At 37.4% G+C, this 16,345-nt stretch carries 11 protein-coding genes, 2 tRNA genes, 2 rRNA genes and 1 pseudogene; 1 reads left to right on the plus strand and 15 read right to left on the minus strand.

The window, feature by feature from the left end; all coding sequences use genetic code 11:
- The 14 genes and pseudogenes from A9G23_RS11675 to tsaE all read right to left on the minus strand — a co-directional run.
- Window positions 1–538, minus strand: a 23S ribosomal RNA gene (locus A9G23_RS11675); the annotation flags it as partial.
- A 263-nt stretch (window positions 539–801) separates the two neighbouring features.
- Window positions 802–877 (minus strand) — tRNA-Ala (locus tag A9G23_RS07735).
- Between the two features lie 112 nt (window positions 878–989).
- A tRNA-Ile gene (locus tag A9G23_RS07740) sits at window positions 990–1,066 on the minus strand.
- 58 nt (window positions 1,067–1,124) lie between these two features.
- Window positions 1,125–2,662 (minus strand): 16S ribosomal RNA (locus tag A9G23_RS07745).
- 300 nt (window positions 2,663–2,962) lie between these two features.
- On the minus strand, window positions 2,963–4,144 hold the full coding sequence (gene purT, locus A9G23_RS07750) for a formate-dependent phosphoribosylglycinamide formyltransferase (RefSeq protein ID WP_065587067.1): 1,182 nt from the start codon (window positions 4,142–4,144) through the stop codon (window positions 2,963–2,965).
- An 89-nt stretch (window positions 4,145–4,233) separates the two neighbouring features.
- On the minus strand, window positions 4,234–5,532 hold the full coding sequence (locus tag A9G23_RS07755; protein ID WP_065587068.1) for an adenylosuccinate synthase: 1,299 nt from the start codon (window positions 5,530–5,532) through the stop codon (window positions 4,234–4,236).
- Window positions 5,533–5,551: 19 nt separating this feature from the next.
- Complete coding sequence (hflC, locus tag A9G23_RS07760) at window positions 5,552–6,511, minus strand: protease modulator HflC (protein WP_065587069.1); 960 nt, start codon at window positions 6,509–6,511, stop codon at window positions 5,552–5,554.
- Between the two features lie 10 nt (window positions 6,512–6,521).
- Window positions 6,522–7,751, minus strand: coding sequence for an FtsH protease activity modulator HflK (hflK, locus tag A9G23_RS07765; RefSeq protein ID WP_065587070.1), 1,230 nt, complete (start codon window positions 7,749–7,751; stop codon window positions 6,522–6,524).
- Window positions 7,752–7,774: 23 nt separating this feature from the next.
- Complete coding sequence (hflX, locus tag A9G23_RS07770; RefSeq protein ID WP_065587071.1) at window positions 7,775–9,070, minus strand: ribosome rescue GTPase HflX; 1,296 nt, start codon at window positions 9,068–9,070, stop codon at window positions 7,775–7,777.
- A 20-nt stretch (window positions 9,071–9,090) separates the two neighbouring features.
- Window positions 9,091–9,336 (minus strand): RNA chaperone Hfq, encoded by a 246-nt coding sequence (gene hfq, locus A9G23_RS07775; RefSeq protein WP_065587072.1) that lies wholly within the window; start codon window positions 9,334–9,336, stop codon window positions 9,091–9,093.
- 269 nt (window positions 9,337–9,605) lie between these two features.
- Window positions 9,606–10,517: a tRNA (adenosine(37)-N6)-dimethylallyltransferase MiaA gene (gene miaA / locus A9G23_RS07780; RefSeq protein ID WP_065587073.1), complete on the minus strand. Its 912-nt coding sequence runs from the start codon at window positions 10,515–10,517 to the stop codon at window positions 9,606–9,608.
- On the minus strand, window positions 10,514–12,367 hold the full coding sequence (mutL, locus tag A9G23_RS07785; RefSeq protein WP_065587074.1) for a DNA mismatch repair endonuclease MutL: 1,854 nt from the start codon (window positions 12,365–12,367) through the stop codon (window positions 10,514–10,516). Before mutL ends, miaA begins: the two co-directional genes overlap by 4 nt.
- A 20-nt stretch (window positions 12,368–12,387) precedes the next feature.
- A pseudogene (locus tag A9G23_RS07790) lies at window positions 12,388–13,092 on the minus strand (N-acetylmuramoyl-L-alanine amidase); the annotation flags it as partial.
- 62 nt (window positions 13,093–13,154) lie between these two features.
- Window positions 13,155–13,628, minus strand: coding sequence for a tRNA (adenosine(37)-N6)-threonylcarbamoyltransferase complex ATPase subunit type 1 TsaE (gene tsaE, locus A9G23_RS07795; protein ID WP_065587076.1), 474 nt, complete (start codon window positions 13,626–13,628; stop codon window positions 13,155–13,157).
- A 133-nt stretch (window positions 13,629–13,761) separates the two neighbouring features.
- Between tsaE and tusB the strand changes: the two genes are divergently transcribed.
- On the plus strand, window positions 13,762–14,043 hold the full coding sequence (gene tusB, locus A9G23_RS07800; protein ID WP_065587077.1) for a sulfurtransferase complex subunit TusB: 282 nt from the start codon (window positions 13,762–13,764) through the stop codon (window positions 14,041–14,043).
- 727 nt (window positions 14,044–14,770) lie between these two features.
- Here tusB and A9G23_RS07805 read toward each other — a convergent pair.
- A complete protein-coding gene (locus A9G23_RS07805; RefSeq protein WP_065587078.1) occupies window positions 14,771–16,240 on the minus strand; it encodes a glycoside hydrolase family 32 protein in 1,470 nt (489 codons plus the stop codon).
- Window positions 16,241–16,345 lie beyond the last annotated feature (105 nt).

The raw sequence follows: 16,345 nt of genomic DNA on the forward strand, positions 1-16,345 counted from the left end.
CAGCTCCCACTGATTGTACGTACACGGTTTCAGGGTCTATTTCACTCCCCTCCCGGGGTTCTTTTCGCCTTTCCCTCACGGTACTGGTTCACTATCGGTCAATCAGGAGTATTTAGCCTTGGAGGATGGTCCCCCCTTCTTCAGACAGGATATCACGTGTCCCGCCCTACTCTATAAGCTTCCACATATCGCACCTTCGTGTACGGGACTTTCACCCTCTATCGTGCGACTTTCCAGACGCTTCCACTAATACTATATGCTACCCGCTTGGGCTCCTCCCCTTTCGCTCGCCGCTACTTAGGGAATCTCGGTTGATTTCTTTTCCTCGGGGTACTTAGATGTTTCAGTTCTCCCGGTTCGCCTCATCTGACTATGTATTCATCAGATGATAGTGTAGTCACCTACACTGGGTTTCCCCATTCGGACATCGACGGCTATAGCGCCTTTTATCAGCTCACCGTCGCTTTTCGCAGATTAACACGTCCTTCTTCGCCTCTGATTGCCTAGGCATCCACCGTGTACGCTTAATTTCTTAACCTTACAACTCACAGTTGTCTCGGTTTTAATTACGCTTTTTTTCTCTCTCTTACGTTATCCACTTTATTTATTCGTCATTAATTAAAATTTATCGCTAACTTTTAATCATACGATTCTATAAAAGCTTTACATAAGAACGAAAACTCGTTTCTTTCAGCTTGTTCCTAATTGTTAAAGAGCTTTATCTTTCTATTTACTTAACTATAACTCTCAAGCAAATACAAACATAATTTTTTATATATCTAATGAAAGAGATATCTTTAATGGTGGAGCTAAGCGGGATCGAACCGCTGGCCTCCTGCGTGCAAGGCAGGCGCTCTCCCAGCTGAGCTATAGCCCCAATAATTCACTTCATCTGTGTATTTCCCAACTCGCTTAACGCAGACCGCTTCGTGCTAATTTATGCCTTCACTTCATCAACGTAAGCCAAAATCAGCAAAGTTAAGTAGAATTGGTGGGTCTGAGTGGACTTGAACCACCGACCTCACCCTTATCAGGGGTGCGCTCTAACCACCTGAGCTACAGACCCAATAAAGTGACTCTTTCTTCTAAACAAACAATCTGTGTGAACACTTACGAGCTCTTCGTAAGGAGGTGATCCAACCGCAGGTTCCCCTACGGTTACCTTGTTACGACTTCACCCCAGTCATGAACCACACCGTGGTAAACGCCCTCCCTAAGGTTAAGCTATCTACTTCTGGTGCAACCCACTCCCATGGTGTGACGGGCGGTGTGTACAAGGCCCGGGAACGTATTCACCGTAGCATTCTGATCTACGATTACTAGCGATTCCGACTTCATGGAGTCGAGTTGCAGACTCCAATCCGGACTTAGACGTACTTTATGAGGTCCGCTTACCCTCGCGAGCTCGCTTCTCTTTGTATACGCCATTGTAGCACGTGTGTAGCCCTGGTCGTAAGGGCCATGATGACTTGACGTCGTCCCCACCTTCCTCCGCTTTATCAACGGCAGTCTCCTTTGAGTTCCCGGCCTAACCGATGGCAACAAAGGATAAGGGTTGCGCTCGTTGCGGGACTTAACCCAACATTTCACAACACGAGCTGACGACAGCCATGCAGCACCTGTCTCACAGTTCCCGAAGGCACTCTCGTATCTCTACAAGATTCTGTGGATGTCAAGACCAGGTAAGGTTCTTCGCGTTGCATCGAATTAAACCACATGCTCCACCGCTTGTGCGGGCCCCCGTCAATTCATTTGAGTTTTAACCTTGCGGCCGTACTCCCCAGGCGGTCGATTTATCGCGTTAGCTTCGGAGCCCATCGCTCTAGGCAACAAACTCCAAATCGACATCGTTTACAGCGTGGACTACCAGGGTATCTAATCCTGTTTGCTCCCCACGCTTTCGCATCTCAGCGTCAGTATCTGTCCAGAAGGCCGCCTTCGCCACCGGTATTCCTCCACATCTCTACGCATTTCACCGCTACACGTGGAATTCTACCTTCCTCTACAATACTCCAGATAACCAGTTTTAAGTGCAATTCCTAGGTTGAGCCCAGGGCTTTCACACCTAACTTAATTATCCGCCTACATGCCCTTTACGCCCAGTCATTCCGATTAACGCTCGCACCCTCCGTATTACCGCGGCTGCTGGCACGGAGTTAGCCGGTGCTTCTTCTGTAATTAACGTCAATTAGTGCACCTATTAGATACACTACCTTCCTCATCACCGAAAGTACTTTACAACCCGAAGGCCTTCTTCATACACGCGGCATGGCTGCATCAGGGTTCCCCCCATTGTGCAATATTCCCCACTGCTGCCTCCCGTAGGAGTCTGGACCGTGTCTCAGTTCCAGTGTGGCTGGTCATCCTCTCAGACCAGCTAGAGATCGTCGCCTAGGTGAGCCATTACCTCACCTACTAGCTAATCCCATATGGGTTCATCAAATGGCGCATGGCCCGAAAGTCCCATGCTTTGGTCTCTCAACTTTATACGGTATTAGCAGTCGTTTCCAACTGTTGTCCCCTTCCATTCGGCAGATCCCCATACATTACTCACCCGTCCGCCACTCGTCATCAAGTGCAAGCACTCATGTTACCGTTCGACTTGCATGTGTTAAGCCTGCCGCCAGCGTTCAATCTGAGCCATGATCAAACTCTTCAATTTAAAGTTTGACGCTCAATAACTGTCTCTGACATATTCAAATGAATCTTCAGTGTCACTTATCAAGACTTAATTTTTAAGTCCGTAGACTTTTCATTCTTCGTCTCGCAAGTGCCCACACAGATTGTCTGTTTCTTCTTTTTAAAGAGCTGACAGCTTCAATTCCCAAACAACTTTTTGTTGATTTAGTTTGCTGTCTCAAGGGTTGCGTATGTTACTCACTTCACTTGCATACGTCAACCCCTATTTTATAAATTTTTCTTTTTTTGAATTAAGCGATTGCTTTTTAGACAATAAAATTCATTATAGGGTTATTTTTAGTTGTTTTACTACATTAATGGCTTTAGTAATCGCATCGTTAATCGTTAAAGCCTTCGCTAGCGCAACCCCCATTCTGCGAGTACCTTTCACTTCTGGTTTACCAAATAAACGTAAATCAGTTTGCGGTTCACTTAATGCTTTATCAAGATTAGTAAAAGTGACTTGTTTTGAATCACCTTCTATTAATAAAACAGCTGATGCACATGCCCCATATTGTTCTATAATAGGAATAGGCAGCCCTAATATTGCCCTAGCATGTAGTGCAAACTCAGACAAATTTTGTGAAATTAATGTCACCATGCCTGTATCATGTGGACGAGGTGATACCTCACTAAACCATACTTGATCACCTTTAACAAACAATTCAACACCAAATAACCCTCGCCCACCTAATGCATCTGTTATTTTAGTTGAAATATCTTTTGCCTGTTTTAAGGCCTTATCAGACATCTGCTGAGGTTGCCAAGATTCTCGATAATCACCTTTTTCTTGACGATGTCCTATCGGTTCACAATATGACACACCCTTAATATGTCTAACAGTGAGTAGGGTAATTTCGTAATCAAAATCAATAAAGCCTTCGATGATAACTTTTCCACCGCCAGCTCTACCACCTTCTTGTGCATATTTCCATGATAATTCAATATCTGCTTCGCTTCTTAATAACAATTGTCCTTTACCAGAAGAGCTCATAACAGGTTTGACTAAACAAGGAAGACCAATTTCTTTGACTGCTTTTCTAAATTCTGTTGCATTTGTAGCAAATCGATAAGGTGACGTTGGTAATTTTAATTCCTCCGCTGCAAGTCGACGAATCCCCTCACGATTCATCGTAAGTTGAGTTGCTTTTGCTGTTGGAATAACTGTAAAACCTTCATCTTCCAGCTCAATTAGTGTAGATGTTGCAATAGCTTCAATTTCAGGGACAATATAATCTGGATTTTCTACTTCTATGACTTTTCTTAAAGCATCTCCATCAAGCATATTAACGATATGGTGCCGATGAGCAACTTGCATCGCTGGCCCATTTGCATAACGATCAACGACAATAACCTCACAACCAAATCGTTGTAACTCAATGACAACTTCTTTTGCAAGCTCACCCGCCCCACAAAGTAAAACTTTAGTTGAACTGGGTGATAATGGGGTCCCCAATTTAGCCATAAATTCCTCTTACCCAATTAACTTTTTTAGAAAAAAATATCATAAAAACAAAAAATCGGGACATTTATCCCGATTTGATTGACGCTAAATTAGTTTTGGTACGGATCGCGTAAAATCATTGTTTCACTTCGATCAGGTCCTGTTGAAATAATATCAATTGGCGTTTCGGTTAACTCTTCAATCCGTTTAATATAAGCTTTAGCTGCTTGTGGAAGAGCATTATAACTTTTAACACCAAAGGTTGACTCATTCCATCCAGGCATTGATTCATAAACAGGTTTGACTAAGCTCCATTCTTCAGCAGCGGCTGGAGCATTTTTGATGACCTCACCATTTGGTAATTGATAACCAACACAGAGCCTCACTTCTTTAAGTCCATCTAGCACATCGAGTTTAGTTAAACAAAATCCAGAAATAGAATTAAGTTGTACTGCCTTGCGAACAGCAACCACATCAAGCCATCCAGTACGACGACGACGACCAGTTGTTGCGCCAAATTCATTACCTTGCTTACATAGGTATTCACCAGTCTCATCAAATAACTCTGTAGGAAATGGGCCAGCACCAACTCGTGTAGAGTAAGCTTTGACAATACCTAGTACATAACCAACATAACGCGGACCAAAACCAGAACCTGTTGCGACACCGCCAGCAGTAGTATTAGAAGAAGTAACAAAAGGATAAGTCCCATGGTCAATATCAAGTAATGTACCTTGCGCCCCTTCAAACATAATTCTCTCACCTTTTTTGCGTGCTTCTTCTAAAAGAGCAGGAATATCGGCAATCATAGCAACTAAAATATCAGCTATCGCTAATGTATCATCGAGAACTTTTTGATAGTCTACAGCTTCTGCTTTGTAATAATTAACTAATTGGAAATTGTGATATTCCATTACTTCTTTTAATTTTTCGGCAAAAGTTTGGCGATCACATAAATCACCAACTCGAAGCCCACGACGTGCCACTTTATCTTCATAAGCAGGACCAATACCACGCCCTGTTGTTCCAATAGCTTTACTGCCACGCGCTTTTTCTCGCGCTTGGTCTAATGCAATATGGTAGGGTAAAATTAAAGGGCATGATTCTGAAATAAGGAGTCTTTCTTTAACAGGAATGCCACTTTTTTCTAACTCATTCATTTCTTTTATTAAAGCATCAGGACATAACACAACACCATTGGCAATAATACTTATCACATCATTGCGTAAGATTCCTGATGGAATTAAATGTAATACGGTTTTTTCACCATTAATCACTAATGTATGACCAGCGTTATGTCCACCTTGATAACGAACAACATATTTTGCTTTTTCTGTGAGTAAATCAACAACTTTACCTTTGCCTTCATCACCCCATTGTGTACCTAGTACAACAATATTATTACTCATAGACTATTTACTCATTCAGTTATTTATTAGATTTTAATTTCATATATTTAAAAAATTCACTATCAGGACTAATGACCATAACATCATTACCTGTAAAGCTTTGTTCATAAGCTTTTAAACTACGAATAAAGCTAAAAAATTCTCTATCTTTACCAAAAGCATCAGCATAAAGCTTGGCTACATTCGCATCACCTTCACCACGAATAGATCGAGATTGACGTTCAGCTTCGGATAATATCTTTGTTACTTCTAGTGTAGTATCTGCTCGTATTTCATCGGCTTTCTTAACACCTTCAAAACGTTGATTTTGTGCAACAACTTTTCGAGCTGCTTTCATTTGCTCATAAATTGAATTGGAGATTTCCTGAGGAAAATTAACTTTCTTTATACGAACATCAATAACTTCAACACCAAAAGATCTCATACTTGTCTTATTACTTTCAGATTCTTTTTCAGCCGAACCAATAAAATTTTCGTTTGATTCACTTCTAACCAACTCTTGAACAGTGCCATTTAATGCATCTTTTACTCGTGTCATTATAGAATTACGAGAGTTATTATTTGTGTCATTAATAATATCAATGATATTCAATTTCCCAATTTCAGCTCTTAGACGTCCATTTAATCGAGCAAGCAACAAGTTCTCAATGTTATTACCACCAGCAATTGTTTCATAATATCGATTAAAATCAACAATCTTCCATTGTACAAAATAATCAACAACTAAATCTTTATTTTCACGTGTTATGAACTTTTGCTCCCGACCTATATTATCAGAACTATTTGTTGTTTGGATTTTAGCATCAACAATTTTTACATTATCCATTCCTGGAATTTTAAAATGTAATCCAGGCCCAGATAATCTAATAATTTTATTGAATCGTAAAACTATACCACAAGTCCCTTCTTCAATAACATAAACACTAGAAAAAAGCACACCAATTAAAATTAATGTTATAGGAATCAATAATTTTCGCATAATCATCTCCTTATCTTCCCATAAACCGCGGAGTCCGCGTGGTGTTGCTGGTTTTATTTATACTATTTGTGTTATTGTTAACCTCTTTTGGCAATTCCTGCGTTGTTTGAAACTGCTCTTTTATAATTTCAGATGAGTTTGGCATATTAGAATTATATTCACTATTTGGGTTTTCTAAAGTCATGGGTTCTGAATTTTTTTCATTTTTATTTTTTAATAATTGTTCTAATGGCAATACCATTAAATTCCCATTTTTATCATTAACTATAATTTTGTTGGTTTTGGTTAACACTCTTTCCATAGTTTCAATATACAAGCGTTCTTTAGTAATTTCTGGTGCTGCTTTATATTGTGGTAAGATTTTTTCAAAACGAGCCACATCACCTTCCGCTTCAAGTTCCACTCTAATTTTATAAGCATTTGCATCAGCTAAAATTCTTGCAGAGCGACCTTCTGCCTGTTGTACTTGTTGAACTTTTTCAGCAGCAGCTTTATTTATTTCACGTTTTTTGTCTTCTCGAGCATTCATTGCATCATTAAAGGCTTCTTGTACAGCCTCAGGCGGACGAGCTGATTGGAAATTAAGATCCACTATACTAATTCCCATATCGTAATTATTGATGACATTAACTAGCTCATCTTTTGTACGAGTTTCTAATGCTGAACGCCCATTAGTTAAAATATCATCCATACTTGAGCTACCTACTTCAGTACGCAAAGCACTATCAGCAGCTTGTTGTAAACTATCTTTAACATTAGTAACATTAAATAAATATTTTACAGGATCGCTAACACGATATTGTACATTCATTTCAACAAAGACTAAATCTTCACCGGTTGTTATCATAAAGCCATTCACATTAAAATTGTGTGTACCTTGTGTATCAACTTTATATACTTTATCAATTAACGGTGGATTCCAATTTAATCCAGGTTGAATAATTTCTGCCTGAACTTGACCAAATCGGGTAATTACACCTCGTTGGCTTTGGCTAATAGTATAAAAACCACTCCCCGCCCAAACTAGCACGAATAAAGCGATTATAGATATAATAATTTTAGCCGTATTCATCGGCAACTTAATTCCTGACGATCCCTTATTATTACCAAAATTGCTTTTTTTTAATAAATCTTTAATTTTACCCAATAAATCATTAGATGAATGATTAGTTGGTTTTTTGTTATGATTTCCCCATGGGTCGTTATCTTGTCCGTTATTGCCGGGCTGATTCCACGCCATATTTTATATGCTCCATTTAACAATTAGTTGTTATTTTGCTTATTGATTAAGTATAACAGATCTGGCTCTTGTTTACAGAGGCGATTCCATTCAATAGAGGGAATTCTCACATTTAGATGAAAACTACCATCCTCATTAATAAATTCATTTTCTACCGCATTTAACTGATATAAACGACTTCTTAGTCTTGCTAAATAGGCAGGTAAACTCAAATGGCAAACTTGAATTTGCTTAGCTAACCTTTCTTTTAAAGCAATAAATAATTGATCCAATCCTAAACCTTTTTGTGCTGAAATCCAAACTCGAATTGGTATGCCGTTTTCGTCCCGATCAATACTTGGCTGTTTCCCCTCAATTAAATCAATTTTATTCATAACGAGCAATGTTGGAATTTCATCTGCATCAATTTCAAGCAACACTTCATTAACGGCATGCATATTATCCAATATATTTGGATCGGCTGCATCAATAACATGTAATAATAAATTGGCTTCTTGCGTTTCAAGTAGTGTCGCTTTAAAAGCGGCAATTAAATCGTGGGGTAAATGACGAATAAATCCGACTGTATCAGCTAAAACAACTTCACCAACATCATCGACAATGATCCGCCGTAATGTTGGATCGAGTGTAGCAAATAACTGATTAGCAGCATATACATTTGCATTTGTTAATGCATTAAATAATGTTGATTTACCCGCATTAGTGTAGCCAACTAAAGAAACTGTTGATAGATCGGCTTTATTTCTTGATTGACGATTTTGATTTCGCTGTTTTTCAACTTTAGCAAGTCTTGATAAAATTAACTGAATACGATGACGAATCAATCGTCTATCTGTTTCTAATTGTGTTTCACCGGGCCCTCGTAAGCCAATTCCGCCTTTTTGCCTTTCTAAATGCGTCCAACCTCGAACTAATCGAGTCGAAAGATGTTGTAACTGTGCTAATTCAACTTGTAATTTACCTTCATGTGTTCTAGCCCGTTGAGCAAAAATATCAAGAATCAATCCTGTTCTATCAACAACCCGACATTTACACAACTGTTCTAGATTACGTTCTTGGGAGGGTGTTAAAGTATGATTTACTAAAATAACAGAAGCATCAAGCTGTTTAACTTTTTCAGCTATTTCTTGTGCTTTACCTTCACCAATAAAATATTTGCTTTGAGGTACTTTCCTTGAGGTTGTTACAATATCGAGAATATCTATTTGAGCTGAAGAAACTAAAACTTCAAACTCTTTAAGATCCTCGATATCGCTTTCTTGCGGGAAGAATACATGAACTAATAAGGCAGTTTCACCGCCTTTATATCGATCGAACAATCAAATTCTCCACTGAAATATCAGCTTTCAGCTTCCTCTTCAGGTTGAGTTACTAGTCCAGAAATAGGCCTAGATGGTACAACTGTTGAGATAGCGTGTTTATATACCATTTGACTTACAGTATTTTTTAGTAAAATTACAAACTGATCAAATGATTCAATTTGTCCTTGTAGCTTAATACCATTAACTAAATAGATTGATACAGGAATATGCTCTCGACGAAGCAAATTTAAATAAGGATCTTGTAATGACTGCCCTTTTGACATGAGTTTATCCTTTAAAAATAATTATATGAATATAAAATTAATGTATTTTTTACATACGATTTCAGATACATCTTTAGTATCTACCAAAATAACATAAAAAGCACTTCTCTTGAACTAATCAACAACAATTTATGCACAAATAACTAATTTTTTAATAATTTTAAACTAAAAAGATAAAAAAAAGACTAAATCTTGACAATAATGCGCATAATTTTATCAACAATACTATACAATAGTATACTATTAATCCTCTTTCTAAAAATTATAGATTAGAACATTTTTTGAAAAATTGAATCCATATTATCATTATTTAACCATGTAATAGGTTGCTTCCAACCACGCAGCCACGTGATTTGTCGTTTGGCTAATTGACGAGTAGCACAGATACCTTTAAAAACCATTTCATCATAACTTATATCGCCATTTAAATATTCCCACATTTGGCGATAGCCTACACAGCGAATAGAAGGCAAATTTAAATGCAAATCAGATCGCTGCATAAGCGTTTTAACTTCATTTTCAAATCCTTCATCTAACATCTTTAAAAAACGTTGTTCAATACGCTCATGTAATTGCGACCGATCTTGCGGCATAATAGCAAACTGCATAATATCATAGGGTAATGCTTCGCCGCTTTCTTGTGTAAGTTCAGTAAGACTTTTTCCTGAGATTAAATAGACTTCTAAAGCACGATTAAGACGCTGTGGATCGTTAGGATGAATTCTTTTAGCCGAAACGGGATCAACTTTTTTTAGTTCATCGTGAATCGCTTGCCAACCTAATTTATTGGCTTTTTCTTCTATTTGCTCACGAATTTCACTATTGGCCGCTGGAAGTGGTGAAAGCCCTTCAATTAAAGCTTTAAAATAGAGCATTGTTCCACCAACTAACAATGGAACTCGACCTTTTTTTAGTGATTTTTCAATTTCTACAATTGCATCACGCCTAAAATTAGCTGCAGAATAACTCTCTGCGGGATCACAAATATCAATCAATTTATGTGGATAATATTGTTGCTCTTTTTTAGTTGGCTTTGCGGTACCGATATCCATACCGCGATAAATCAGAGCGGAATCGACACTAATAATATCAATAGGATAACGTTCGTAAAGTGCCATAGCAAATGCCGTTTTACCAGATGCTGTTGGTCCCATTAACGAAATAATTTTTGGTTTATTCATGATAAAATGGATTGAGTTAAAGATTGTATATCAATCGGATATAAAAATGATTCTTGTTGTAATAGATTAATATCCACCTCTTCTAATTGAGCAAGCAACGGAATGACTTTAGCCACACTCCAGATCATAGTGCGATTATCATCATACTGATTAGCTAACCAAGCCGCTATTTGTGTAGGATCTAACACTTCATTTTTTGAATCTGATATAAAAGCAATTAAAGCAGGTAATAATTGCTGCCAATTCATAGTGCGCAACATTTTAGGAACATTTTGCAAATACAATTTTGCTTTATCAATATAAAAATCAAAGCCTAAAAAATTCAACTGAGGTTGATAACTGGAAAGCACTTGCTGCTCTTGATGATTGATTAAAATGGTTAATGGAATAAGCAATTTTTCAGAATCTTGTGATAATAATTTAATTGCAGTCACTTTTTGCTTAGCAATAGGTAATTTCATCAACATTAATTTTTGCTGAGTATCTTCATACTTTTCAAGCAATGCGATGTCGGGTTGAATAATAGTTAACACTCGACCAAATTGCACTATTGATGAGCTATCAAGTTGCTTTTGTAATGTTTGCAAAGGTATATTACGTTTAGGAAATAATGCTTCAATAACCGCTTTTTGTGGTTCAGTTATTTCATTTTTCTCTACAGATAAACCTGATTTTTTTAGCTCAGATTGTATAATTTCTTGAGATGGGGGAACAACATTGACTAATTGACCATATAATGCATTTTCTTTAGCATAATTACTGTTTTTTTTTGATAATTGACTATTCGTTTGATAAGACTTAGTGGATATTTTTTGATTAAAGATATTCTCACCAGCTGCTTGTCGATTGGGCGTTATTGTTGCTATTTCTTCTGTTACAGGTAAATTCGATTCAAGTGCCATTACTATAGCTTGATAAACAAAATCATGAACCAATCTTGCTTCATGAAAACGGACTTCATGCTTAGCAGGGTGAACATTGACATCAACTTGTTTTGGATCGATGTGTAAAAACACCACATAACTTTGTTGTTCATTCGTACGGCTTATATAGGCCTGACGCAATGCATGATTAAGTAATTTATCTTTGATGACTCGCCCATTAACATAAAAATACTGCAAATCACTACTTTCACTACTAGTGACCCAACCTTGAATGAGTAAATCATCATGTTGCCAATCTAATTTGACAGCTTTTTGCATAAATGCACGCCCGCACACCAATTCGACTCTTTTTTCAAGGGTGGATGAACGATACTGCTTAACCAATTTACCATTATGTTGCAAATTAAAGGTAACATCAGGTCGTGCAAGTGCAATACGCCGAACAAACTCTTCAATATGCATAAACTCAGTTTTTTCTGTTTTTAAAAAACGACGTCTTGCCGGTGTATTATAAAACAGATCAAGGACTTCGACAGTCGATCCCACAGGATGAGCTGCAGGTTTAATCATCGGCTTCATATCCCGTCCTTCAGCATAAACTTGCCATGCTTCGGATTGTTCAGCAGTACGTGAAGTTAATGTCAATCTAGCAACCGAACTTATACTCGCTAGCGCCTCACCACGAAACCCAAGGCTCACAATTGAATCTAAATCATCTAATGTACTGATTTTACTTGTCGCATGACGAGCAAGCGCCAGCGCTAATTCAGCTTTAGCAATACCACAACCATTATCACGAATACGAATTAACTTACAGCCGCCTTGTTCAAGATCAATATCAATTTGGTTACTACCCGCATCAAGGCTATTTTCAACTAACTCTTTGATGACAGATGCGGGGCGTTCTACCACCTCACCAGCAGCAATTTGATTGGCTAATTGGGGAGAAAGAATATGAATTGCCATTAATGTTGTTCCCCAAATTTTGGATTTTGTTTAACGTAATTTTTTATACCTTGATAAATAGCTTTTGCAATCTTATTTTGATGGGCATTACTGCCTAACAATTTTTCTTCTCCTTCGTTAGAGATAAAACCCACTTCAACTAAAATTGACGGGATATCTGGTGAACGTAATACACCTAAACTTGCATGCTCTGGAACAGATTTATGCAGCTTGATTATTCCTTCCATTTCTTTTAATACATGTTTTGCTAGCTTATAACCCACTTGTTGAGAATAAGAAAACTGTAGATCTAATACCGCTTGGCTTAAATGAGGATTATGATCATCACTAAGAGCATCACCTGCCCCACCGAGTAATTGTGACTGTTTTTCTTCTTGTTCAAGCCAACGACCAAGTTCCGTATCAGCACGCTTAGTTGATAACACCCATATCGACGCACCTGTTGCACTCCTATTTGGTGCAGCATCAGCATGAATTGAAACTAATAAATTGGCTTTATTTTTACGAGCAATTTCGGAGCGCTGCGAAACCGAGATAAAATTATCACTGCTACGGGTTAATACTCCTTTAAAATTGGGATCTTTATTTAGCAAACTGGTAAGTTTTTTTGCGATTGAAAGCGTCACTGTTTTTTCATATAACTTATTTTTTCCTATTGCACCGGAATCTTTACCTCCATGACCAGCATCAACGGCAATCATAACTCTAGCTGCATAAGTAGAGCTACAAAGCAGTAATAATATAAAAAAAGTGAGTAGTTTTTTCATTGTCTTTTTATTGTTTATTTCTATTGTGATAAATTAATAATCGCTTGGCCTTTTTCGTTTTTTGCTTGCACGCAAACTGTACGCTCATGCGCCAAATAAGCCAAATGAATTTCAAGATCAGCACTCGGCAAGATACCATTTGTTTGTTCTGGCCACTCAATTAAACAAATCGAGCGCAAAGCAAAATATTCACGTATTCCCATAAACTCCAGCTCTTCAGGGCTACAAAGCCGGTAAAAATCAAAATGATAAACAGAAAAACTATCAAACTGGTAGGGTTCTACTAACGTATAAGTAGGGCTTTTTACGTTACCAATGTGACCTAATTGTTGCAAAAAACCACGACTAAAAGTTGTTTTACCAGCACCAAGATCACCAATTAAATAGATAACAATTGTATCATCATGCTTAGACAAATAGTTTAAACACTGTTTGGCAATTTTACTACCAAACAAAATCGTTTCTTGCTCATTAGTTAAAATAATCGGTTTCATGATGAATTCTTTGCTCAATAAATAGTCCTTATTATATACTAATAACCATTAAAGATGTACCAAGCAAAATAACCTTAATTTTTAAAAAAAATTCAGGAAAAACTACGTTTCAGTATAAAAAGTGAAAAAAATAATGTTACATACTATATCGACAGCAAATCAATCAACCATAGATCTACAATTAATATCAGCTCAAGATACCGTATTATTCTGGCAAAATGGCGTTATTCTGGCTATACAAAATAATCCACTATTCAATGACATCATCAACAAAACCAAACATTGTTATATCATCGACAACGATATTGAGGCTCGCGGACTTAGCAAGATAATTGATTCAAGACTTAAAATTATTAATATGCAACAAGTCGTTGAACTTACAGCTAACCATTTTCCACAAATGAACTGGGAATGACTTCAGATCATGATGCTCATCATTGCCACCTGATGTGTTGCCTAAAAAGAACCTAGCTTTTATTAAAAAATGCTACGGTGAGGACTTTCAGCCGAGTAACATCAGATTATGGCACAAGAAAGCGAAAATAAAGAACAAAAATAACAAATAAAATCCTGAAAAAGGCGCATAACAAAACAGATCTTTAAACTCAGGTTAAGGTACCGACTAGTTAAACCCTACCATAATTAAAATAAACACTTTAATCCCAAAACCAAGCCTGAGTATTCAATTTTCCTTACCATAAATCCATCAAAAGTACATCATAAGTGACAATAGTACAGACAATGATTTCACGGGAAAGAGACCTTCGGTTAACGCTTATTTGGTTAATCTAGTTATATGATAGATAGTTAAAGTTGTGAATCCAAATATTGCATTAAATGTATATAATAATCCATTAATATCATTTAGCAAGACTGAACCTATATTATGCTTTTCTACTTACCTGCCCGAATAAAATTTTGACAAGAAGTAAACACATCTACAGCAGTGCCTAACCTTCTCGAGATTACATTTATGCGTCCGGCGGTTATCGATTTTGACTCTAATTTTGTTAAAATGCGTGATAGAATAACCATTTGTAAATTAAAACTTTTTAATTAAATATATTTATTTTCTGAAACTTCTTTACAAAAAAGTCATCTTTTTAAAATGAATTTCACTGCCAATTGGCAGTGAATAGACATTACGCATAAATAGAATTCAATTGCCAACTTTCCAATTTTGTCACTTTCGCTTTTCCATTTTCAGCAAAGAGGTTGATGACTCGCTCGGCGGGTAATTGTGGGTAAATACGGCTCGTAAGGCTATACAAATCATTATTAACAAAAACCTCGACAGATGAGGCATCAATAAAAATATGCAAAGTTAGCTTATCTGTTTTTGGTAGCGGTACGCTACGATAACCGCTTAATTCAAGACCGGATAAACTGCGATCAAGTATAATTCGATCGGATTGTAAATCAACATATAGTAACGTTGCTTGTTTACCATCTCCAGTGGCTGCAAGTTGCAAACCAAAACGTTCAGCATCGCTTTTATTTAAATCAAATTCAACATTAAGTTCGCAACTAATAGATTGAATATTGGTGTGTTTAAGTTCATTACTCAGCATTATTTCACCAAATGATTCCGTTTTTTCGCGCAATGCTTCAAGTTCTTTAATCGGGCGGTTTCGGACACTATTATCTTGATCTAAAGTGAGTTCACGTGGCAGCGTAAATGCACCAGCCCATTTATCGTTTTTGCTTGGCATCGCTGACTCCCACATATCCATCCAAGCAAACACAATGCGACGCCCATCAGCAGCAAGAAATGATTGCGGTGCATAAAAATCATGCCCAAAATCCATCTCTTGAAAAGGTTTAATAATTGTAAATTGTTGCCCTGGCTGCCAGTTACCTACAATATAGCCCGATTGAAATCGATTGCGGTACTGGTAGCCAGTTGCTTTCATACCTTGTGGAGAAAACATCAAAATCCATTTATCACCCAGTGGAAAAAAGTCTGGACATTCAAGCATATAAACATCAGGATCGATATCACTTACCACGACATGATCAAATATCCAATTTTTTAAGTCATCTGAACAATAAAGTAAAACTTGCCCCACATCATTTGGCGTTCGTTGACCAACCACCATCCACCATTTGCCATCTTGTTGCCACACTTTAGGATCGCGAAAGTGCATAATGCCATTTTTTGGCGCAAGTACTGTGCCTTGCTTTTCAAAATGAATGCCATCTTTGCTACTCGCCAAACATTGGACTTGCCGAATCTGCTCATCATTACCTTGACCTGCTAACCAAAGATGACCTGTATAAATTAAGCATAATTCACCATGGTTATCGACCGCTGAGCCAGAAAAACAACCGCTTTTATCAAATTCTTGATCAGGAGCAATCGCAATTGGCAATCTACGCCATGTAACCAAATCATCACTAACAGCATGCCCCCAATGCATTGGCCCCCAATTTTCATCGTAAGGATGATGCTGATAAAAAGCATGATATTGACCGTTAAAGTAAATCAAACCATTAGGATCATTCATCCAACCTGCTGAGGGAGCTAAATGAAAATGTGGGTAGTATTGTTTATTCATCACTTTTTCTAACGCTTTAACAGCTTGATTGGCTTTATCAATAGCAGTAGACATAAAAACCCCTTTTTTATCCAATATTAGATACCTTTATCTAATGGTATCTTAATTTAACTGTTAACGTTAACTGTTAATGAAATTAGAGATAAAATATGTGATGAT

It is taken from the genome of Gilliamella sp. App4-10, from assembly GCF_001690495.1.
Classification (GTDB): domain Bacteria; phylum Pseudomonadota; class Gammaproteobacteria; order Enterobacterales; family Orbaceae; genus Gilliamella; species Gilliamella apicola_G.

Bases quoted from the DNA above. Each gene is read 5' to 3' on its own strand.
- purT (WP_065587067.1), bottom strand. From the start codon at position 4,144: ATGGCTAAATTGGGGACCCCATTATCACCCAGTTCAACTAAAGTTTTA.
- A9G23_RS07755 (WP_065587068.1), bottom strand. From the start codon at position 5,532: ATGAGTAATAATATTGTTGTACTAGGTACACAATGGGGTGATGAAGGC.
- hflC (WP_065587069.1), bottom strand. From the start codon at position 6,511: ATGCGAAAATTATTGATTCCTATAACATTAATTTTAATTGGTGTGCTT.
- hflK (WP_065587070.1), bottom strand. From the start codon at position 7,751: ATGGCGTGGAATCAGCCCGGCAATAACGGACAAGATAACGACCCATGG.
- hfq (WP_065587072.1), bottom strand. From the start codon at position 9,336: ATGTCAAAAGGGCAGTCATTACAAGATCCTTATTTAAATTTGCTTCGT.
- miaA (WP_065587073.1), bottom strand. From the start codon at position 10,517: ATGAATAAACCAAAAATTATTTCGTTAATGGGACCAACAGCATCTGGT.
- mutL (WP_065587074.1), bottom strand. From the start codon at position 12,367: ATGGCAATTCATATTCTTTCTCCCCAATTAGCCAATCAAATTGCTGCT.
- tsaE (WP_065587076.1), bottom strand. From the start codon at position 13,628: ATGAAACCGATTATTTTAACTAATGAGCAAGAAACGATTTTGTTTGGT.
- tusB (WP_065587077.1), top strand. From the start codon at position 13,762: ATGTTACATACTATATCGACAGCAAATCAATCAACCATAGATCTACAA.
- A9G23_RS07805 (WP_065587078.1), bottom strand. From the start codon at position 16,240: ATGTCTACTGCTATTGATAAAGCCAATCAAGCTGTTAAAGCGTTAGAA.